Below are 19,723 nucleotides of genomic sequence, written 5' to 3'. Positions count from 1 at the left end.
CCAACACCTAGTCAGTAGGCCTTGGCGTACCGAACGCACTGCTCCTCGAGCGACAGTTCCTCCATCATCTTCGCCTCGAAGCGCTTGTGGGCGAGATAGGCAGCCTTCAGCTCCGCGCCGATTGTGTCTTCCAGCACCTTGTCAGCCTCGAACAGGTCGAGCGCCTCGGTGAGCGACTGCGGCAGGCGCACGATGTTGAGCTCGCGAAGCCGCTGTTCCGGCAGGTTCTGTGGCGCCCCCTCGCAAACCTGCGGGATCGGGAGCGAGGCGTTGAGGCCCTGGAGGCCCGCGGCAAGGATCGCGCCCAGCACCAGATAGGGGCTCCCTGCTGCGTCGGCGGCGCGGAACTCGAAGTGAAACTGGCGCGCGATCTCGCTCTTCTGGAACACCGGGCAGATGCGCACGCCGGCCTCGCGGTCACGGTAGCCGAGATTGTTGTATGCCGCGCTCCAGCGGTTCGGGGTCAGGCGCAGATAGGAGACGGTGGCGGCGGCAGTCATCGCCGTGATCGCCGGCAGATTGGCAAGAATGCCGCCGACGAAGCTGCCGGCGCGCGCTGAGATGCCGCCCGGGTGCGAGGCGTCGTAGTTGACCGGCTCGCCGGTCGCCGCATCGATGAGGCTGAAGTGGACGTGGACGCCGTTGCCAACCGCATCGGGCCGCAGTATCGGCGTGAAGCTGGCGCGCCCGCCGAGATTGTGAGCGACGGCGCGGGCAATCTCGCGGACCGCGACGGCCTGATCGGCGGCGGCAACGCCGATGGCGGGTCCCACCGTCACCTCGTACTGCTTCGGACCATATTCTGGCATGAAGGTGTCGATGGCGAGCCCCGCCTCCTTCATCGCCCCGAGATAGCTTTCAGCGAACAGGCCCTGCCGGCGGAAGGCATCAAGCGCATAGCTCGAGTTGGGCCGCTCCTCGACCGCCTCGTAGACGAATTCGTGCTCGAAAGCCGCCTTTACCTTCAGGCCATGGCGGATCTCGATCTCGGCCAGGACGCGCTTGAGGAAACTGCGCGGGCAGACCGCCCAAGGCGTGCCGCCGAGCTGCATGATGTCGCCAAGGATGAAATGCTCGGCCGCGGCGTCGGCCCCAAAATCGACACGGATGCGGCTCGCCGGATCCGGGATGAGGACGAGATCACCGAAGGGGCCCCAGGGACTTGGCGCGATCGGCCCGTGAGACGTGATCATGCTGTTGGTCGGCGTCCAGCCGATGCCCTTCTTCAGACGATCTTCGAGATCGCAGAGCGGGAAGCCCTTGCCCCGCGTCTGACCTCCGAGATCGTTCGTACACAGCATGACTATTTCTTCACGCTTCATCCTGGACCCCTCTTTTCATTATGTTATTCAAGTCTTCGTGCCGCGCGCCGGCCGCTGTGGCGGCAGTTCCTCGCGCAAAGCCTCCAGCCGCTCCATGCGCGTCTTGCCATCGCCGCCGATGCGGGCTGCTGACGCGCCGACCAGTGCCTCGCCGAGCGCCATGCCCATGGTGAGCATGTCGAACACCGAGGGTGACTGGACAGGAACCGAGAGGACGTATCGTGCCACGCGCGCTACCGGCGACTGCCAGATATCCGTGATCAGCACGACGGTCGCGCCCTGCACCTTCGCGGCCTTGTGGGCGAAATCGATGACGTCTCGCTGATAGCGGCGCACGTCGAAGACGACCACAACGCTGTTGCGCCCGATCTCGAGCAGGTGCTGCGGCCAGCGCTGGGTCTGTCCGCCGACAATGTTGACCTTCCCACGAACCGCGGCGAGCAGGTCCGCGAGATAGGCTGCAACATTGGATGAGTAGCGGCCACCGACGAAATGAATGTCGCGGCGTGGATCGGCAAGCAGTTCCACTACCTTGTCGAACTCGGCCTCGGGCACCCCGTGTTCCAGTTCGTGCAGCGCTGCAGCGAGGTTGCCGGTGAAGCGCTGCAGGAAATGCGCGCCCTCCCCCGCGGGGCGGTCCTGCGGCTCGCTGAAACGCAGAAGCGGCGACTGCAGCGTAACTTCGAGATGGCGACGCAGCGCATCCTGAAAATCCGCGTAGACCGGAAAGCCCAGCCGGCGCACAAGCCGCAGCACCGTAGCGGTGCTGACGCCGCTCTGATCCGCAAATTCAGCCACCGTGCCAAGGCCTGCCATTGGGTAATTTGCCAGCAGGTGGCGCGCCACGCGCGCCTCGCGCTGGCTCAGGGACGGCAGCTCGCGCCTCAAGATTTCCTGCACGTCGGCGGCCGGGTTAGCTGTCATTCCAATGCACCTCTCACCTGTATCAAATCAGACAAATTCGATTCATTGAAGAAAAATGTACCGTTCTGTTGACGAAGATGACGCAGGGGAGCATCCTTGCGGGATAAACGCCGGACATCTTCGCATCTGGCCTCCCGGATGTCGGAGACGACGGCATAACGAGGGGAAGCAAAAGATGTACAAACTGGTTTCTTTATCTGCCCTGGCGCTGGCCGCAATGCTGGGAACAGCAAGCGCGCAGGACGCCATCAAGCTCGGGGCCCTGTACAACCTCACAGGCGGCATGTCCTCGCTGGATGGCCCGTCGCTGAAGGGTGCGCAGCTTGCCGCCAAGCAGATCAACTCGTCGGGCGGTCTGCTCGGCAAGCAGATCGAACTGATCGCTCCCGACGGCAAGACTGACCAGCAGGAGACCGCGATTTCCGCGCAGCGCGTGCTCTCGGAAGGAGTGGTCGCCGGTTTCGGCCAGTCGGACACCACCTTCGTGATGGCCGCTGCGCCGCTCTTCCAGGAGAAGGGTATCCCCTTCCTGACCTCGGGCGCGACCCATCCCGAGCTGCCGCAGTGGGTCGGCGACCACATGTTCATGACCGCCTTCGGTGACGACGACCAGTCCTACGCGATCGCCGACTATGCCTATGACAAGCTCGGTGTGCGCCGCGTGGCGGTGTGGACCGACAACTCGATGGACTTTACCAAGGCACTCAGCAAGTACTTCATCGAGCGCATCAAGCAGAAGGGCGGCGAGATCGTCGGCGAAGATGCCTTCATGATGGGTGACACCGACTTCTCGGCGCAGATCGCGCGCCTCGCCGCAGTTGAGCCGAAGCCGGATGCAGTCTTCATCTCGGCGATCCCGTCCGAGGCAGGCCTCTCGGTCAAGCAGATCCGAGAGCAGGGCATCGACATGCCGATCCTGTCGGGCGACGGCTTTGACACGCAGCTCGTCTCGACGGTGCCGGGACCGAGCCTCGCCAACAAGGTCTACTTCTCGACCCACACCTATCTTGGCGACAATCGGCCGGAAGTCGCGAAGTTCATCGAGGACTACAAGGCCGAGTACGGCATAGAGCCGGAAAACTCCTTCGCGCCGCTCGGCTATGACGCTCTGAACCTGATCGCCGACGCTATCCGCCGCGCCAATTCCGACGAGCCGGCGAAGATCCGCGATGCGCTCGCCGAAACCCGGGGCTTCAAGGGCGTGACCGGCGAGATCAGCTACACGCGCGCCTCGATGGTGCCCCCGAAGCCGATCTCGATCGTCAGCGTCACCGGCGGCGAGTTCAAGGTCGAGGAGATCTGGCGTCCGGAGTAAGCTCCTTCTCCCGCTACGCCACGGACAGGGCGCCGGCCCTGTCCTTTTCTTTGTTGAAGAGCCGGCCAGGCCGGCACCAGAAGATTCCATGGGCAGTCGATGAACAGCAGACAGGGCAGCACTCTTGCACGTTACGAAGGAAGGGACCGGAAACTGGAGGCCGGGCGGACGGTGATTCTGATCGTCGACGCCCAGAAGGCCGAGCTGGTGCCGGAAGTCCTCGAGAAATATCCCGAGTTTGACCGGGCGGTGCATGATCGCGCCCTACCCGCGATGAAGCGGCTGATCGGCGGCGCCCGCGAAAAGGGCGCGGAAGTGGTCTACACGGTGATCGAGGCGCTTACCCGCGACGGACGGGACCGCTCGCTCGACCATAAGCTGTCCAACATCCTGGTACCGCGCGGCTCGCCGCTTGCAGAGGTGATCGATATGGTCGCGCCGCGGGACGACGAGATCGTGCTGCCAAAGACATCGTCGGGCGTCTTCAACTCGACCAACATCGACTATGTGCTGCGCAATCTTGGCGCGGAAAATGTTGTCGTCGCCGGCTTCCTCACCGACCAGTGCGTCGACATGGCCATCCGCGACGGCGCCGACCGCGGCTACTACATGGTGTGCGCCACCAACGCCTGCGCCTCTTACACCGAAGCCCGCCACCAAGGGGCCTTCAAGGCATTTGGCGGCTACTGCCGCCTGCAGACGGTAGATGAGGTGCTGGCGGACATCGTCTGAGGCTCTGGCGCACAATCTTTCTCTTTTCGCCATTGGCAGGGTGTAAGCAACCGCTCACGCCCTGTTGCCGCATGCCTCCCTGAGGTCTTGCGCCTCCCTGTGAGCGCCCCATTCTCGCCGACTGTCACACGCCTGTAATCTAGCGTTGCTAGTCCTTGACTTAACGTAATCCCGCTGCCATCGTCATTGCACAGCTGTGCAAGGGAGGGCAGAGCTGTACCTGGGAGGAAATTCGTGAGCGCAGAGGGCTTTCTCCGCGTCGAGGACGTGGTCGTCGGCTATGGGCAGCTCGACATCCTGAAGAACCTCAGCCTGTCGATCAGGAAGGGCGAGTTCGTAGCGCTGCTTGGCTCGTCCGGCTGCGGCAAGACCACCCTGCTGCGCACCATCGCCGGGTTCAACAAGCCGAAATCCGGGAGCATTCTCGTCAACGGCCGCGACGTGACGCAGCAGCCACCCGACAAGCGCGGCATGGCGCTCGTCTTCCAGTCCTACGCGCTGTGGCCGCACATGACGGTGGCGCAGAATATCGGCTACGGGCTGAAGCTGCGTGGCATGGGCCGCGCCGAAATCGCTAGCCGTGTCGAAGAGCTGCAAATATTGCTCGGCCTCGCGGGGCTGGGCCAGCGCAAGCCCGCGGCTCTGTCAGGTGGCCAGCGCCAGCGCGTCGCGCTCGGACGCGCGCTCGCGATCGACCCCGAAATCTTGCTCCTCGACGAACCGCTGTCGAACCTCGACGCGCGCATCCGTCTCAAGGTGCGCCACGACATCAGCGCGCTGCAGAAGCGCCTTGGCATCACCGCCATCCACGTCACCCACGATCGGGAGGAGGCGATGGTGATGGCCGACCGGATCGTCATCATGGATGCGGGCAACATCGCCCAGCAGGGAACTCCCGAAGAGGTGTTCAACCGCCCCGCCTCGCCCTTCGTCGCCGCCTTCATGGGCGCGGAGAACGTCGTGGCACTGAACGGCAGGGCGGGCGGCGGCAAGGTGCGCATCGAGCCCAGCGCCATCAACGCAGAGGCCGACCTTCCTCTCAACGGGAGGACGCTGGTCGACGGCGCGTACGAAGCGCGGTTCCGCGCAGAAGGCGCCCAGCTTCTCGCCGACGACGGCACCACGCGGCCTGCCGGGGATGCGCTCGACCTCATCGGGCGCGTGGAGGCCGCGAGTTATCCGGGCGGCACCTGGCGCCATTCGGTGCGGGTGGGCGACGATGTTCTGCTCGTCGATGCGCCTCACGCCTTCGGCCAGGGCGAGGCAGTGCGCGTCCGCATCCCCGCGGAAAATCTCTTCATCTTTAATTCGCAGGGCCGCATGCCTGGGCGGCCGCAACAAGGTTCCCTGAACGAGGGTGGCGCCGCCCGCGTCCTGGAAGCATCCCACGCATGACAGAAGTCGAACGGGAGACAACCATCATGAGGACTTTCCTTCACGCATCGCTGGCTTTGGGGCTTTCAGCCATGCCGGCTGCTGCCGCAGAACTCACCGTCATGACCGCAGGCGACCAGAACATGGTCGACTACATCAACGAATATCTTGGACCGCTGTTCGAGGAGCAGAACCCGGGCCACAAGGTCCGTGCCGTCGGCACCGGGCCGGGTGATGCCGGGTCGCAGAAGATCGTCGAGCGCTTCGACGCGCAGGCTCAGGCCAAGAGCGAGACCTGGGACACCGACGTTGCTGTCGTGCACGAGAAGTTCGTGGGGCCGCTGGTCGAGAATAGCTATCTAGACGCCTATCGCGACCGCATCTCGAGCGGCAAGTTGGTGACGCGTTCCAATGCCGACATGGCGCTCGGCACGAACGTGAAGGGCTATGTCATGCCCATGTTCAACAGCCAGACGGCGCTTGCCTACAACCCGGCGCTGCTGCCGAACCCGCCGAAGAGCTATGAGGAACTCGCCGCGTGGGTGAAGGAGAACCCGAAGCAGTTCGGTTACAACGGCATCAAGGGCGGCGCCTCGGGCGTGAGCTTCGTGATGGGCTGGATCTACGCCTTCGGCGAGGGCGACGCCAACAAGCTGATGAACGGCCCGTTCGAGGAAGCCGAAACGCAGAAGTGGTCGGCGGCCTTTGACAAGCTCGCCGAATTCACCACCAACGCAACGCTGACGCCGGGCAATGCCGGTACGCTCGACCTTCTGTCGCGCGGCGAGATCGCGATCGGCCCTGTCTGGGTCGACATGTTCTATTCCTGGCAGGCGAGCGGCCAGCTGCCGCCCGAGTTCAAGTTGGTGCTGCCGGCGCCCGGCATGCCCGGCCAGCCAATGCACTACGTGATCCCGGAGAAGGCGCCGAACAAGGAGCTCGCCGAAAAGTTCGTCGAACTCGCCACCAGCCCGAAGGTGCAGGCCGAAGGCATCGTCAAGCGCTTCAACTGGTACCCGGGTATCGACGCCCAGCACGTCCAGGCAGAGCTCGACGAGGAGACCTGGAACAAGCTGTTCACGGACGTGACGCCCGAGGATCTTGCCAGCTACGGCAAGCCATTCCCGATCACGCCCTTCAACAACGCGATCCTTGAAGCCTACGAGCGCCACGTCACCAACTAGGACCGCACGAGCAGAAGGCCGCTCGCCCCGCGGCGGGCGGCCGCTTTGCGCCGGACACCCCGATGACCAACGACACGCCGAACCGCATCCTCGGGCTTCTTCTCGTCCTGCCTGCGCTGGCAGTAATCGTGCTCCTGTTCGTGGTGCCACTCGCCAGCTCCGTGGTCGGCGCCTTCAGGGTCAATGGCGGCTTCGGCTTTGGCAATTTCATCAAGTCGTACGAACTCTACACCTCCGACATCATCTTCACGGTGGTGATCGTCTCGCTGTCGACGTTGCTGATCGGCATCTTCTCGATCGCGATCGGCGGCTATCTCGTCCTCGGCGAGAACCCGCGCGCAGTCGCGATCCTGCGCTGGCTCTATCGCTGGCCGCTGTTCATCCCCTTCATCGTTGTCGGCCAGGTGCTGCGCACCTTCCTCGCCAAGAACGGGTTGATGAACAACATCCTGATCGAGGTCGGCCTGATCACACCGCTGCAGGCGACCAGCTTCCTCGACTGGCGCGGCATTGTCATCGCCTTCGTCTGGAAGCAGACGCCGTTTGTCGCCCTGCTCGTCTCCGGCGCCATGGCCGCGCTCGACCGCAGCACCATCGAGGCGGCGCGCAATCTCGGCGCTTCGCGCCTGCGCATCCTGATTGAGATAGTCGTGCCGCAGGTAGCAACCACGCTGATGGTCGGGCTGGTGCTGTCGTTCGTCACCATGATGTCGGTCTTGTCGGTGCCGCTGATGATCAACGCGCAGTCGCCGACGATGATCACCGCCGACATTGCCTTCCGCATCAACGCCTATGGCGACTACGGCGTCGCCAACGCGCTCGGCCTCATTTCCCTCGTCGCGAGCGGTTGCGTCGGCTGGTTCTACCTGCGCCAGACCCTGAGGGAGCGGGCATGACGACCATCGCCGCCTCGCGCCCTGCCTTCTCCCTCGACCTGTGGTGGATCCCGCGCTCGATCGCGCTCGGGCTGGTCGCCTTCATCATCTTCGGCCCGCTTACCAACCTGTTCCTGTGGGCCGTGACGGAGCGATGGTATTTTCCGCACGCGCTGCCGCTCGAATACGGCTTCAGCTACTGGGGTCGCGTGTTCTCGCCGCGGGGCACGGCGATGGAGTCACTCACCAACAGCATCCTCGTCGCGTTTCTCACAGTGGCGCTGGCTATGGCTCTCGCCGTTCCCGCTGGCTACGCGCTTGCCCGGCTGCGGCTGCCGCTGCGGGCGCTGATCATGCTCACCTTCCTCATCCCGCAGGCGTTCCCGAACCTGCCGGTCTACGTGAACATTGCCCGCCTGTTCTACCAGTTCGGCCTCAACGGCACGGTCGCGGGCGTCGTCCTCGTCCACGTCACCCATGGTCTCGTCTATGCGGTTTGGATCGCGACCGCCGCCTTTGCCTCGATTGACCGGGAATTGGAGGAGGCCGCCCGCTCGATCGGCGCCTCGCCGCTTCGCACCTTTCGCGATGTGACGCTGCCGCTCGCCGCACCGGGGCTCCTCGCCAGCGCCATCTTCGTCTTCCTCGAATCCCTCGACGAATTCACCGGCAGTTACTTCGTCGGCGCACCCGACGTGAACACGATGCCGCTTCTTCTCTACACGGCAAGCGCGGGCGGCAATTACCAGATCGCGTCCATCACTGCCGTGCTGCTGCTGCTTCCGTCGGTGGGGTTCATGCTGGTAATCGAACGCTTCCTGAAGTCGGACGTATTGTCGAAGGTCGGCCATTGAGCAGGAAAAGTAGGCAGAAGGCGTCAGGGTTCGTCAGCGCCCAGCAGGTGGCCGAACTCGCGGGCGTATCGCGCTCGGCCGTATCGCGCGCCTTCACGCCGGGCGCGAGCATCGCCGCCGAGACGCGCGACAAGGTGATGGAGGCGGCGGCCAAGCTCGGCTACCAGGTCAATGACCTTGCCCGCGGATTGCTCGCCAACCGCAGCCGGCTGGTCGGGCTGGTGACGACTAAGCCCGAAGTCGGCTTTCGCGCCCATCTTGTCGCCGCACTCACGCGGGCGCTTATCCGGCGCGGCAGCATTCCGCTTCTCATCAACACCGGCAGCTCCGAGCAGGAGATGGAGGCGGCACAGACCGCCCTGTTCGGCTACCGCGCCGAGGCCACGATCATCCTGTCCGGCTCACCGCCAGCCTCGTTCGTGGAGCTTGCGCGCCGCAACGGCCAGCCGCTGGTGATGCTCGGCCGCTCTGAGCCGGGCTGCGATCACGTCCGCATCGATAATGCCGGTGCTGCCGCCCGTGCCGCGCGCCAGTTCATCGATCTCGGCCTCAAGCGTCTTGCCGTTGCGGGATCCGAGTCCGCCACGCCCAGCATCGTCGAACGGGAGCGCGTGTTCATCGAGACGGCTGAGATGCTTGGCGCAAGTGTCGCCGTCGCCCGAGGGCGCGACTCGGACTATGCCGGTGGTCAGCAGGCGGCGGCCTCGCTGCTCGGCAACGTAAGCCCGCCGCAGGCTGTGTTCTGCGTCAATGACCTGATGGCGCTCGGCCTGCTAGACGCAGCACGCAACCGCTTCGGTCTTCGCGTGCCGCGCGATGTCTCGGTTATCGGCTTCGATGACATCCCCGAGGCGTCCTGGGACGCCTACCGTCTCAGCACGTTCCGGCAAGACCCGGAGGAGATGGCGGCCGAGGTCATCCGCCAGCTGGAGCGTCGGCTCGAAAATCCGCACGCGCCGGATTCAGTGGTCCAGCTGGACGCAGCCTTCATCCAGCGCGAGAGCGCACTCGCCGAGCCCCAGCATGCGTGATCAGCCACAAACGAGACTTCTTCCCGCCAGGCATTCCGGAAAAAAGACATGAAACTCATTCTCGTCAGCGACCTGCATCTCGTCGCCCCCGGCGAAAAACTGTTCGGCTTCGACCCGCTCGCCAATCTCGAAGCGTGCATCGAATCCATCAACGCCGAACATGCAGACGCCGACCTCGTCGTCTTTTGCGGCGACATCACCAATGACGGGCTGCCGGCCGCCTATGCGGCCGCTGCCGAGAAGCTCAAGGCTCTGCGCCCGCCCTTCCGGATAGTGCCAGGCAACCATGACGACCGCGCCGCGCTGATCGCGGCCTTTCCGGAGGCGGCGAGCGGAGATGGCTTCACCCACGCGGCGATCGATGCCGGCGGAAAGCGCTTGCTCCTCCTTGATACGCTCTGGCCGGGCCACGTCGACGGGCAGCTGTGCGACCAGCGCCTTGCCTGGACAGACCGGGAGCTGGGAAAGACCTCCGACGCGCTCGTCGTCATGCACCACCCGCCATTCGAGATCGGCGTGGCGTCGATGGATGACTGCCGCCTGACCGACCCCGACCGGCTGCTCGAAATCTTCAAGCGACACGGCAACGTCCGCCACATCTTCGCAGGGCACGTGCACATCTTCGCCAGCGGTCACTGGGGCGGCATCCCGTTCACGACGCTGCGCAGCACCAACCATCAATCCGCTCTTGCCTTTTCAGGCCCGCACCGCGTCAGCTTCGAACCCCCGGCCTACCACATCGTGCTCTCTACCAATGCAGGCATCGTCGTGCACATGCGCGAATTCGAGGCGCGGAGGTGACCGAGAAGCCACGGGCCATCCTAGCCAGCCGTTGCCAAGGAAACGATCTTTGACGAGGAGGGTGGGGATCTAACGGATGTCCGACTGAGGATGCTCGGCAAGGACAGCCTCGGTCTTCTTGTTGTCCGCCCGCTCCATCACCCTCGCAATGACTTCCGCAAGCTTGCGCTGGTCAAAAGGCTTGCCGAGGCGCTCGACGTCGCGCCCGGGTACTTCAAGGCCCTCCCCGTAGCCGCTGGCGATGATGACGGGGACGCCGGGCCGTAATTTTCGAGGGCCGTGACCAGCTGGATGCCTGTCATGTTGGGCATGGCCTGATCGGTCATCACGAGGTCGATGTCCGGCCGCTCCCTGAACTTCTCCAGCGCCTCGGCACCCGACATCGCTTCGATGACCTCATGCCCGAGGTCTTCCAGGAGTGCGGCGGTGTTCATCAGGACGAGCGCGTCGTCGTCCACCGCGAGGACCGTCAGTCGGCATTCGCTCACGGCCGGCGTCTCCTCTGCAGGAGCGGCTTGCAGCGGCACCATGTGGTGTTCAACCGCCGGCAGCCAGAGTATGGCGCTGGTTCCCTTGCCCATCTCGCTGACGAGTTCAAATGTGCCGCCAAGCTGCTGCGCCATGCCGTGCACCATGGGGAGGCCGAGGCCGGTCCCCTTGCCAACACCCTTGGTGGTGAAGAACGGCTCAGTAGCCCTCCGCATCGTTTCGCGGTCCATGCCGGTCCCCTGGTCGCGCACCACGATGCGGACATAGTTGCCCGGCTGAAGACCACTTCCTGAACTGCCAGCAATCGTCTCTGCGCTTGCGAGAATGACAATCGAGCCCCCCAGAGGGGACGCGTCACGCGCGTTCACGATCAGGTTAAGCAGCGCCATCTCCAGCTGGTTCGCATCGGCGCGTACGGCGGGCAGCCGCAGCGGGAAGTTCGTCGTGATCGGCCATTCCGGACCGATCGACCGCTGCACGAGGTCATTCATCCCGGCAAGCAGCTGGGCAACATCAACGCTATCGAGATGAAGCTCCTGGCGGCGCGCGAAGGCGAGCATGCGCTGGGTCAGCGTCGCCCCGCGCTGTGCGCCCTCCACCGCATTGACGAGCAGCCGCTGCGCCAGCGGATCAGGCGGCAGGCGCTTGCGCAACAAATCAAGGCTGCTCATGATCGCCATCAGCAGGTTGTTGAAGTCGTGCGCCACGCCGCCCGTGAGCTGACCGATCGCCTCCATCTTCTGGCTCTGGAACAGCGCGTCGCGCGCGCGCTCAAGCTGGCGCTGGGCTTCGTCGCGCTCGGTCACGTCACGGCCATAGGCGTAGACGAGTCCATCCTCCATCGTCGTGTGCCACTCGATGAGGTGATAGCTGCCATCGATCGCGCGCAGCCGGTTCGCGTAATTACTAAGCTCCTGATCGTGCAGCGCATGCCGCAGCGCTGCCTCGCTCTCTTCGACCTCTTCAGGGTGCATGAAGCCACTGAAATGCTGGCCCACGACCTCCTCCACCGGGTGGCCGAGGATCCGGGTCCATGACGGGCTCACGGATCGGAAAATGCCCTTGGCATCGATGACCAGCATCAGGTCGCGCGATACGCTCCAGAGACGGTCGGCGCGGCGGCGCTCGTTGTCGAGCGCGACGACATTGGCAAGCGCACTGCCAATCTGCCCGGCAATCAGCTGAACGACATTGAGGATATCCTCATCCTCGACGCGATAGGGATTAAGCGCGAGCACCAGCAAACCAGCAACGGCACCCTCGCCAAGACCTGGTACGGCAATCGCGACCGCCTTTGAAGGCGGCCGGTCCCAGGCACCACAGGGCCAGTCGATATCGGGCATCAGCTGCACCACCTCGCCAGACTGGCTGAACGAATCCATGGATCGACCGGCCGCGTCGGGGAAGATCTTTTCCCAATCATCGGGCTGCTCGTCGCCCGCAAGATGAAGGGCAACGAACGGAAAGTCGCACTGGTTGGCGGCAAAAACCGAATTCACCGCGCTTTTGATCGCGGCCTTGTCCGTTGCGGTGGCAAGCGACGTTCCAAGATGCCGCAGCGTCTCCAGCCGCCGCTCGCTGATCACCCGAGCCGTCTCTTCCGTGACCACACAAAGCAGGCCGCCAACCTCACCGTTGGGCAGGAACAGCGGGCTGTAGGAAAAGCTGTGGTAGGTCTCCTCCGGGTAGCCGCTGCGTTCCAGCAACAGAAGCAGCGCCTTGTTCCAGGTGGCCTCGCCCGAGCGCACACGCTCGACCTGGTCGGCAACGTCCTCATAGACCTCGGACCAGACCTCACGAAACGGTTTGCCGAGCGCGTCCGGATGCTTGATCCCGAGCGTCGGAATATAGGCGTCGTTGTAGAAGAACCGGAGGTCAGGGCCCCAGCCGAGCCACATCTCGAAACGTGAGGTGAGCAGCATGCGCAGGGGAATCTTCAGCGCATCTGGCCACTGCTGTGGTGGCCCAAGAGGCGTGTCCACCCATCCCCGTGCGCGCATGGTTTCTGCCATCACGCTCGTCCCCGGGAAGATGTCTGCCAGCTTGTCGTTCAATTGATGGCCCCACAACCCTCTCCGCAGCTGCGATCAAACGCGCGCTGCCAAAGTTGGTTGCATGGCGCTTTCGTGCCGGGAGCTGCTATATCGGGCGTTTCCATCCGATATTAGGCTCGCTCTTCAGACCTCCCGCGTTTCGCGGCTGCGTCGACCGCATCATCCCGCTCGAGCAGGTCGCCCATCATCAACGCCGAGCCACAAGCTAAGCGCGTGATCATGTCAGTTGCACTTGCAGCGGACATGCCGGTCGATCTCTCCGCGATACAGCGCGGGCTGGCCGGCAGACTGAATACTGCGCACCCAGCATCTCGAGGAGCGGTTTCCCGCCGGAGCCGAGGCGCTGATGTCGACGATGGAGGTGATAGGTCGCCTTATCGCCACGCTCGACCGCCTGACGACTTCCTGTTCTAGTCGAGCGCGGGCTCTGGCTCGCGCAGTTCGGCAGGCGCGACCTTGCGCTCGGTATCGCGCAACTTCTGCAGATTCTGGGCGATCTGCTTGAGATTGGACTTGAGGTCGGCGATGCCGCCCTGCCTGATCCCCTCAAGCATGACTTCCTCGAGGTTCTGGATCGCGGGAATCAGCTTTTCGATTACCTGCCGTCCGCGATCTGTGATCTCGATGCGCACGATGCGCCCGTTGTCCTCGGGGCGGGTACGAGTGACGAGGCCTTCCTTGACCATCGCTCCGAGCTGGCGCGACAGCGTCGACTGTTCGACGGAAATGATCTGCGCCAGTTCCTTCAGCGTGCGCACGACACCGTCCTGCAGGACCACGAGGGCCCGGTAGCTCGGGATCGATATGCCGTATTCACCGAGACGGTTTGAAACCACCTCGTTAAACACCGTCGAAATCTGGGTGATGCAGTAAGGGACCGTATCCCGGTATGGATATTTCATGCTCTGGAGGGCCTTCGACTGAGAGTCGGCCAGAACCGACGCAACACTGTAGCCGGAATGACGCTAGGGCAGCAACCCACGCGAGCCATGTCTTTGGCCGCATTTAGCGATCAACTGCAAAAAACTGCCGTAAGGACCATTGAAAACTCCGTATTCCCACCCCATCTGACCTGCGCGGACCGGGCCCCTCTGTCGGGAGCATAGTCTTCCGTCATGTCGGCCGCATCGGAATGTTCCGATGCCGCGGTGGTCCGCTCCCCCGCAAATTCCAGGACGTTCCGATCGAGCACATCATTCGAGAGGAGCAATCCCGTGGAACTTCTGTTTACTGACTGGCTGGGAACTCCGGCATGGTTCTGGCTGGCCTTCCTTGGCCTCGTCATTTCACTCACCGCATTCGACCTTGGCATCCTCCACAAGGAGGACCGCGAAATGGGCATCGCGGAAAGCCTGAAGCTGTCCGTCTTCTACATCGCCATCGCGCTCATGTTCGGCGGGTGGATCTGGTATGCGCGCGGGTCTGAACCCGGCATGCAGTACCTGACCGGCTATTTCATCGAGAAGGCGCTATCGATCGACAACGTCTTCGTCATCAGCCTGATCTTTTCCTATTTCGCCATACCGCGAAAATTTCAATACCGGGCGCTCCTCTGGGGCATCATGGCCGTGATCGTCCTGCGCGGCATCATGATCGCCGGCGGCGCAGCGCTCGTGAACGAGTTCTACTGGGTCCTCTATCTCTTTGCCGCCTTCCTGATTTTCACCGGCATCAAGATGTTCTTCACCGGAGACGAGCCAATTGACGTCGCCAACAATCCGGCGGTGCGGTTCATCTCGCGCCACATGCCGGTGACCCACACCCCGCATGGCGAGAAGTTCTTTGTCCGGACACTCGATGCAAAGACCGGAAAATTTGTGCTCGCCGCAACGCCCCTGTTCCTGGCGCTGGTGGTGATCAACATTGCCGACCTCGTCTTCGCCGTCGACAGCGTGCCGGCGATCTTCGCGATCACCACCGACACCTTCATCGTCTACACGTCGAACATCATGGCGATCCTCGGCCTGCGCGCGCTCTACTTCGCGCTGGCGGCGATGGTGCACCGGTTCCACTACCTCAAATATGCGCTGGCTGCGGTGCTGGTCTTCATCGGCACGAAAATCTTCGTTGCAGACTTTGCGCTCGGAGGCGGCAAGTTCCCGCCGCTCCTGAGCCTCGGCGTCACGCTGGCGCTGATTGCCGCAGGCGTCGTCTATTCGCTCTGGAAGACGACGGGCGAAGAGGAAACCCTGCCCACAACAAGCGGGTCGGAACGATAAGCATGCAGGGGTGTCCCGGTTGGGACGCCCCTGCGCAGGAACTTGCCCACCAGATCTGCATTTTCATCAGGTCAAACCGCGATCAGGCGGAGGGGTAACCAGTGTACGTTGTCGAAGTCTTCCTGCCGTTGGAAACTGGCGACGGCCGCCGCGTCGGCCGTCGCGAGCTTGAAGGTCTGGTTACGCGCCTTGCCGAAAAATTCGGCGGCGCGACCGCCTTCACCCGCTCTCCCGCCCTCGGACTGTGGAAGCCGGGCGAGACGATCGAGAAGGACCAAATCATCATCGTCGAGGTGATGGTCGAGGAACTCGACGAAGCATGGTGGCGCAACTACCGCCGGCACCTCGAAAAGCAGTTCGACCAGGACGAGATCCTGATCAGGGCCACATCCTGCCGGAAGCTTTAGAAGCTTGCTTTGCTAGTGTTGCCGACTTCCCATCTTCTCCTACATACATTTTGGTATCCTGTGAGAACCCGGGTACGGGACAAGCAGCGGTGACGAATGCGCGATAAGGACTCCACTCGACCGGAAATGCACTTGTCGGCTGGCGACGACAGGCTGATCCGGCCATGAACGCCGAGGTGTCCCGCGCTCCGAACCCGATCCTCACTTGGCCGCTACACCCTTTTCTCTTCGCCGTAGCCTCGGTGCTCGCGCTGATGGCGAGCAATCTCAACCAGGTGTCGCCGATGCATGTCGTCGGAGCGCTCCTTGGTGCGCTTGTCTTCGCAGCAGCAGTCTATGCGCTCGCGTTTATGATCTGGCGGGACGGCGCACGGGCGGGGCTGATCGCCAGCATCTGGGTGGTCGGCAGCCTGTTCTACGCCGCGGTGTTTGGCGCTCTCAACGATCTAGTCGAGGGCGGATTCGAGATGGTGCGCTCACTGCCCCTCGCGCTCGCCGCACTGGTGGTGCTCACCTTCGTCGCGGCAAGGCTGCCCCACTCCGTCGTGCGCATTCTCGCCGTCATCCTGAACTGCCTCGCGGCGGTGATGGTGGCGACGCCCGGCCTGCAGGCCGCGGCGTTTGAATGGCGCAACGGGGCTTCGCGTGCCATCTACGACCCCTATCAGGCGGCCGAGGCACTGCCTCCGGCTGACCCTGCGCAGCAGCAGGGCGATCGGCCGCCCGACATCTACCACTTTGTCTTCGATCGCTACGCCTCGCCGACCACGCTCGCCGAATATTATGGTTACGACGACAGCCCGCTGGTCGCCTTCCTGGAGGACCGCGGCTTTCGGGTACTGCGCGATGCGCACTCGAACTATCACCGCACCGCCCATTCGCTCGCCTCGACCTTCTACATGGACTACCTCGACCTGTTCGACGGGAAGCCGGACCTTGCTGGCAGCAGCAACTGGCAGCCGGTGTTGTCCATGCTCGCGGACCACCGGGCGGGGCGCTTTCTCAAGGCGCGCGGCTACCGCTTCATCCAGTTCGGCTCATGGTGGACGGGAACGTTTCACAACCGGCTTGCGGACGAAAACCGGCCACACGGCCTCAACGAGTTCGACATGCTTTACCTGCGCCGTACGGTGTTGCGGCCGCTTCTGCACCTTTTGCCTGACGCGCCGGAAACCAGCCTCCTCGACTGGGATAACGCCCAGTGCTACCGGGTGAAAGCGCAGATCGAAGAGATCAAGGCGATCGGCGAGCAGGATCAGCCGGTCTACGTTTTCGCCCATTTCCTCGTTCCGCACGGGCCGTACAATTTTTCCCCCGAGGGCGAGTGCCTGACGATGGAGCAGTCCGGACGGCGCGGGCTCGAAAAGGGCTATCTTGAGCAGGTGGAATATGCCGGGCGCATTATCCGGGAACTGGTACCAGCCCTGCAGGCAGACCGGCAGAACCCGGCTGCAATCATCATCCAGTCGGACGAAGGCCCGTTTCCGGCGCGCGAGCCGAACGTTGCCTGGCAGGACCAGCCCGACCCGATCCTGCGGATCAAGACCGGGATATTGAGCGCCTACAGCATTCCGGGCGCCGATGAGATCGACGAGCACCTCACGCCGGTGAACACCTACCGCATCCTGTTCAATGCGCTGTTCGGCACCAAATTCGAGCGGCTTCCGGACAGGACCTTCGTCGTGCCCGATGACGATCACCTCTACGAGTTCCACGACGTGACCGGCCGGGTGCGCGCGCTCGACTAGGCCTGCTTCTTGCCCCTGCGGCCCATGTCGAGCTTCGGGCTGATCGTTTCAGCCAGCCAGTCGATGAACACCCGGACGCGCGGCGACAGCTGCCGGTTGCTCGGATAGAGCACCGAAACGGGCGTTGGCGTCGGCGGAAAGTCGGGCAACACTTCCGCCAGCGCACCGCTGGCGAGATCCTCGGCGAAACGATAGCGCGGCGCCTGGGCAAGGCCGAGACCATGCAGCGCGGCGGCGGCATTGGTGTCGGCGCCACTTACCAGCACACGCGCTGGCAGCATCACCTCGATCACCTCGCCGTCGCGGGTGAATTCAAGCGGCAGCGGCTGGCCCGTACGCGACGAAACAAAGGCGATCATCTGATGCCCTTCGAGATCGTCGGGTGTGCGGGGCGTGCCATGCGAAGCAAGATAGGCCGGGCTCGCCACCGTCACCTCCTCCATCAGCCCAAGCCGCCGCACGATCATGTCGCTGTCTGCGAGTTCGCCTGCGCGCACGACGCAATCCACGCCCTCACGAACGAGGTCGACGAAACGCTCGCCTTCGCCGACGTGGACGCTGAGCCCGGGATGCCGGGCAAGGAACGCCGGCAGTTCGGGAAGCAGGATCGAGCGGGCCAGGTGACCAGCAACGTCGACGCGCACCACCCCGGAGATCGCGCCGCCGGCGCTGCGGTCGGCGTCCTCGAGTTCGGCGAGGATTGCAACGCAGCGGCGGTAATAAGTTTCGCCCTCGGCCGTCGGCTGGACATGGCGGGTGGTGCGCTGCAGGAGCCGCGCGCCCAGCCGCTCTTCCAGCGCCTTGATGGCCGCCGTCGCGACGGGACGCGACACGCCGCAGTCCGCCGCCGCGGCACTGAAGCTGCCGCGCTCGACGATGCGGACGAAGAGATTGAGCGTTGCCAGCCTGTCCATGCGATTGTTCCACCCTGCCAAACAATGCTGACCGAAAACACGGTCTAATCATGGCGGCACGTAACGCCCAGATTGGGGACCTCACGAACAGGAGGTTTTTATGTCTCAATCCCGCATCGCTCTTGTCACCGGCGGCAGCCGCGGACTTGGCCGCTCGACCGTAGAAGCGCTGGCGCGTCGCGGCGTCTCGTTGATCCTTACCTACCACAGCAACCAGGCCGCAGCCGACGAAGTCGTCGCAAATATCCGAAAGAAGGGCGTCCGGGCCGCCACCTTGCCGCTCGACACCAGCGACACGAAAGCGTTCCCCGTCTTCGCGCAGGAAGTCAGGCGCGTGCTCGGCGGATGGGACGCGGATAGCTTCGACTATCTCGTCAACATGGCTGGCACGTCGCACAGCGGCCTGATCGATGAGGCGACGGAGGATGACTTCGACGCCGCCTACCGCGTGCACGTCAAGGGGCCGTTCTTCCTCACGCAGACGTTGCTGCCCCTGATCGCCGACGGCGGGCGGATCGTGAACATCTCGTCAGGGCTGACGCGCATCATCAACCCGGGCCGTATCGTCTACGCGTCGATGAAGGGGGCGGTAGAGGTGATGACGCGCTACATGGCGAAGGAACTCGGGCCCCGCCGCATTGCGGTGAACGTCGTCGCACCCGGCGCCATCCAGACCGACTTTTCCGGCGGCATCGTCCGCGACAATCCGGACGTCGCCCGCCACATCGCCGAACTCACCGCCCTCGGCCGCCCCGGCGTTCCAGATGACATCGGCCCGATGATCGCTTCGCTGCTTTCGGAGGACAACCGCTGGGTCAACGCCCAGCGCATCGAGGTCTCCGGCGGCCAGGCGATCTGACTGAAAGTGTTGCGGGGTTGTCGTCAGGGATCAGCGCGATCTGTGGCGACATCTGTCGAAACGACGCGAGGGGCGGCTGCGCACCCCTCGCCGATCTGGATAGGCCTGCCGGGGCCATTTCCGGCAGGCACACAGTAGCAGGGCGGGAGAAGGCTCCCGCACTGATATCTCTTAGCGGTACGGGTAGCCGGCCTTTTCCTGGTCGGCAGCGTACTTCTTGAAGATCTTTACGACCTTGCGCGCGCGCTCGGATTCGCCCGCGATCTCGTCCCAGAAGCTCTCGGCATCCTTGACGATCTGTGCCCACTCTTCCTTCGGAAGCTCGGTCTGCTCCAGCTTCTCGCCGTGGACGCGCAGCTGTGCCTCGCCGCCCCAGTACCAGACGTTGCGGTAGTAGTGCGACTGGTCAATCGTCGTGCGATAGAGCTGCTGCAGGTGCGGCGGCACCTTGTTCCAGCTCTCGGTGTTGACGAAGTAGGAGCCAAACCAGGCGCCGGTGACCGAGTTCGACAGCGCGTACTTGCACACGTCCGCCCAACCCACTTCATAGGTCTCGGTGAAGCCGCACCAGGCAACGCCGTCGAGGTCGCCCGTGCGCAGCGCGACTTCCACGTCGTCCCA

Annotated in this window: 17 protein-coding genes and 1 pseudogene; 12 read left to right on the top strand and 6 right to left on the bottom strand. The window is 63.7% G+C overall.

Features of this window, described 5'->3' with window-relative positions; translation table 11 throughout:
- Positions 1-11: 11 nt before the first annotated feature.
- A complete protein-coding gene (locus tag L630_RS0111665; RefSeq protein ID WP_024848434.1) occupies positions 12-1,322 on the bottom strand; it encodes a glutamine synthetase family protein in 1,311 nt (436 codons plus the stop codon).
- A gap of 27 nt (positions 1,323-1,349) precedes the next feature.
- Positions 1,350-2,246 (bottom strand): MurR/RpiR family transcriptional regulator, encoded by an 897-nt coding sequence (locus L630_RS0111660; RefSeq protein ID WP_024848433.1) that lies wholly within the window; start codon positions 2,244-2,246, stop codon positions 1,350-1,352.
- Between the two features lie 175 nt (positions 2,247-2,421).
- Here L630_RS0111660 and L630_RS0111655 point away from each other — a divergent pair, with 175 nt between their 5' ends.
- The 8 genes from L630_RS0111655 to L630_RS0111620 all read left to right on the top strand — a co-directional run bounded on the left by L630_RS0111655 (position 2,422) and on the right by L630_RS0111620 (position 10,412).
- On the top strand, positions 2,422-3,561 hold the full coding sequence (locus L630_RS0111655; protein ID WP_024848432.1) for an ABC transporter substrate-binding protein: 1,140 nt from the start codon (positions 2,422-2,424) through the stop codon (positions 3,559-3,561).
- A gap of 171 nt (positions 3,562-3,732) precedes the next feature.
- Positions 3,733-4,293: an isochorismatase family cysteine hydrolase gene (locus L630_RS21370; RefSeq protein WP_245263718.1), complete on the top strand. Its 561-nt coding sequence runs from the start codon at positions 3,733-3,735 to the stop codon at positions 4,291-4,293.
- A gap of 234 nt (positions 4,294-4,527) precedes the next feature.
- Positions 4,528-5,688 (top strand): ABC transporter ATP-binding protein, encoded by a 1,161-nt coding sequence (locus tag L630_RS0111645; protein WP_024848430.1) that lies wholly within the window; start codon positions 4,528-4,530, stop codon positions 5,686-5,688.
- A 26-nt stretch (positions 5,689-5,714) separates the two neighbouring features.
- Positions 5,715-6,851, top strand: a complete 1,137-nt coding sequence (locus L630_RS0111640; RefSeq protein WP_024848429.1) for an extracellular solute-binding protein — start codon at positions 5,715-5,717, stop codon at positions 6,849-6,851.
- A 62-nt stretch (positions 6,852-6,913) separates the two neighbouring features.
- Positions 6,914-7,747, top strand: a complete 834-nt coding sequence (locus L630_RS0111635; protein ID WP_024848428.1) for an ABC transporter permease subunit — start codon at positions 6,914-6,916, stop codon at positions 7,745-7,747.
- Positions 7,744-8,580, top strand: a complete 837-nt coding sequence (locus L630_RS0111630; RefSeq protein WP_024848427.1) for an ABC transporter permease — start codon at positions 7,744-7,746, stop codon at positions 8,578-8,580. The genes L630_RS0111635 and L630_RS0111630 overlap by 4 nt, the downstream gene beginning before the upstream one ends.
- Positions 8,577-9,611, top strand: a complete 1,035-nt coding sequence (locus L630_RS0111625; RefSeq protein WP_024848426.1) for a LacI family DNA-binding transcriptional regulator — start codon at positions 8,577-8,579, stop codon at positions 9,609-9,611. Before L630_RS0111630 ends, L630_RS0111625 begins: the two co-directional genes overlap by 4 nt.
- Positions 9,612-9,659: 48 nt before the next feature.
- A complete protein-coding gene (locus tag L630_RS0111620) occupies positions 9,660-10,412 on the top strand; it encodes a phosphodiesterase (protein WP_024848425.1) in 753 nt (250 codons plus the stop codon).
- Positions 10,413-10,549: 137 nt separating this feature from the next.
- Here the strand turns inward: L630_RS0111620 and L630_RS22195 are convergent, their stop codons facing one another.
- The gene (locus L630_RS22195; protein WP_156941760.1) at positions 10,550-12,913 is read right to left on the bottom strand and encodes a PAS domain-containing sensor histidine kinase; all 2,364 of its coding nucleotides are present in this window, start codon (positions 12,911-12,913) and stop codon (positions 10,550-10,552) included.
- A 452-nt stretch (positions 12,914-13,365) separates the two neighbouring features.
- Entirely contained in the window at positions 13,366-13,857 is a 492-nt protein-coding gene (locus L630_RS0111605; protein WP_024848424.1) for a MarR family transcriptional regulator, read from the bottom strand.
- Between the two features lie 312 nt (positions 13,858-14,169).
- Between L630_RS0111605 and L630_RS0111600 the strand changes: the two genes are divergently transcribed.
- The 3 genes from L630_RS0111600 (at position 14,170) to L630_RS0111590 (ending at position 17,329) form a co-directional block, all read left to right on the top strand.
- The gene (locus tag L630_RS0111600) at positions 14,170-15,174 is read left to right on the top strand and encodes a TerC family protein (RefSeq protein ID WP_024848423.1); all 1,005 of its coding nucleotides are present in this window, start codon (positions 14,170-14,172) and stop codon (positions 15,172-15,174) included.
- 101 nt (positions 15,175-15,275) lie between these two features.
- Positions 15,276-15,581 (top strand): hypothetical protein, encoded by a 306-nt coding sequence (locus L630_RS0111595; protein WP_024848422.1) that lies wholly within the window; start codon positions 15,276-15,278, stop codon positions 15,579-15,581.
- Positions 15,582-15,745: 164 nt separating this feature from the next.
- Positions 15,746-17,329, top strand: a complete 1,584-nt coding sequence (locus L630_RS0111590) for a sulfatase-like hydrolase/transferase (protein WP_024848421.1) — start codon at positions 15,746-15,748, stop codon at positions 17,327-17,329.
- On the opposite strand, the gene L630_RS0111585 is transcribed toward L630_RS0111590, so the two are convergent.
- Positions 17,326-18,243 carry a LysR family transcriptional regulator gene (locus L630_RS0111585; protein ID WP_024848420.1) on the bottom strand — a complete coding sequence of 306 codons (918 nt, stop codon included), beginning with the start codon at positions 18,241-18,243 and terminating at the stop codon, positions 17,326-17,328. The genes L630_RS0111590 and L630_RS0111585 overlap by 4 nt on opposite strands.
- Before the next feature lie 100 nt (positions 18,244-18,343).
- Between L630_RS0111585 and L630_RS0111580 the strand changes: the two genes are divergently transcribed.
- The gene (locus L630_RS0111580) at positions 18,344-19,102 is read left to right on the top strand and encodes an SDR family oxidoreductase (protein WP_024848419.1); all 759 of its coding nucleotides are present in this window, start codon (positions 18,344-18,346) and stop codon (positions 19,100-19,102) included.
- A 171-nt stretch (positions 19,103-19,273) separates the two neighbouring features.
- Here the strand turns inward: L630_RS0111580 and L630_RS0111575 are convergent.
- Positions 19,274-19,723: pseudogene (locus L630_RS0111575) on the bottom strand (C4-dicarboxylate ABC transporter); the annotation flags it as partial.

Source organism: Aminobacter sp. J41 (assembly GCF_000526635.1).
Taxonomy (GTDB): domain Bacteria; phylum Pseudomonadota; class Alphaproteobacteria; order Rhizobiales; family Rhizobiaceae; genus Aerobium.
This window is presented reverse-complemented; position numbering and strand designations above follow the sequence as displayed.

Excerpts from the sequence above, each read along its gene's own strand:
- L630_RS0111665 (WP_024848434.1), bottom strand. The coding sequence starts at position 1,322 with ATGAAGCGTGAAGAAATAGTCATGCTGTGTACGAACGATCTCGGAGGT.
- L630_RS0111660 (WP_024848433.1), bottom strand. The coding sequence starts at position 2,246 with ATGACAGCTAACCCGGCCGCCGACGTGCAGGAAATCTTGAGGCGCGAG.
- L630_RS0111655 (WP_024848432.1), top strand. The coding sequence starts at position 2,422 with ATGTACAAACTGGTTTCTTTATCTGCCCTGGCGCTGGCCGCAATGCTG.
- L630_RS0111640 (WP_024848429.1), top strand. The coding sequence starts at position 5,715 with ATGAGGACTTTCCTTCACGCATCGCTGGCTTTGGGGCTTTCAGCCATG.
- L630_RS0111635 (WP_024848428.1), top strand. The coding sequence starts at position 6,914 with ATGACCAACGACACGCCGAACCGCATCCTCGGGCTTCTTCTCGTCCTG.
- L630_RS0111630 (WP_024848427.1), top strand. The coding sequence starts at position 7,744 with ATGACGACCATCGCCGCCTCGCGCCCTGCCTTCTCCCTCGACCTGTGG.
- L630_RS0111620 (WP_024848425.1), top strand. The coding sequence starts at position 9,660 with ATGAAACTCATTCTCGTCAGCGACCTGCATCTCGTCGCCCCCGGCGAA.
- L630_RS22195 (WP_156941760.1), bottom strand. The coding sequence starts at position 12,913 with ATGGCAGAAACCATGCGCGCACGGGGATGGGTGGACACGCCTCTTGGG.
- L630_RS0111605 (WP_024848424.1), bottom strand. The coding sequence starts at position 13,857 with ATGAAATATCCATACCGGGATACGGTCCCTTACTGCATCACCCAGATT.
- L630_RS0111590 (WP_024848421.1), top strand. The coding sequence starts at position 15,746 with ATGAACGCCGAGGTGTCCCGCGCTCCGAACCCGATCCTCACTTGGCCG.
- L630_RS0111585 (WP_024848420.1), bottom strand. The coding sequence starts at position 18,243 with ATGGACAGGCTGGCAACGCTCAATCTCTTCGTCCGCATCGTCGAGCGC.
- L630_RS0111580 (WP_024848419.1), top strand. The coding sequence starts at position 18,344 with ATGTCTCAATCCCGCATCGCTCTTGTCACCGGCGGCAGCCGCGGACTT.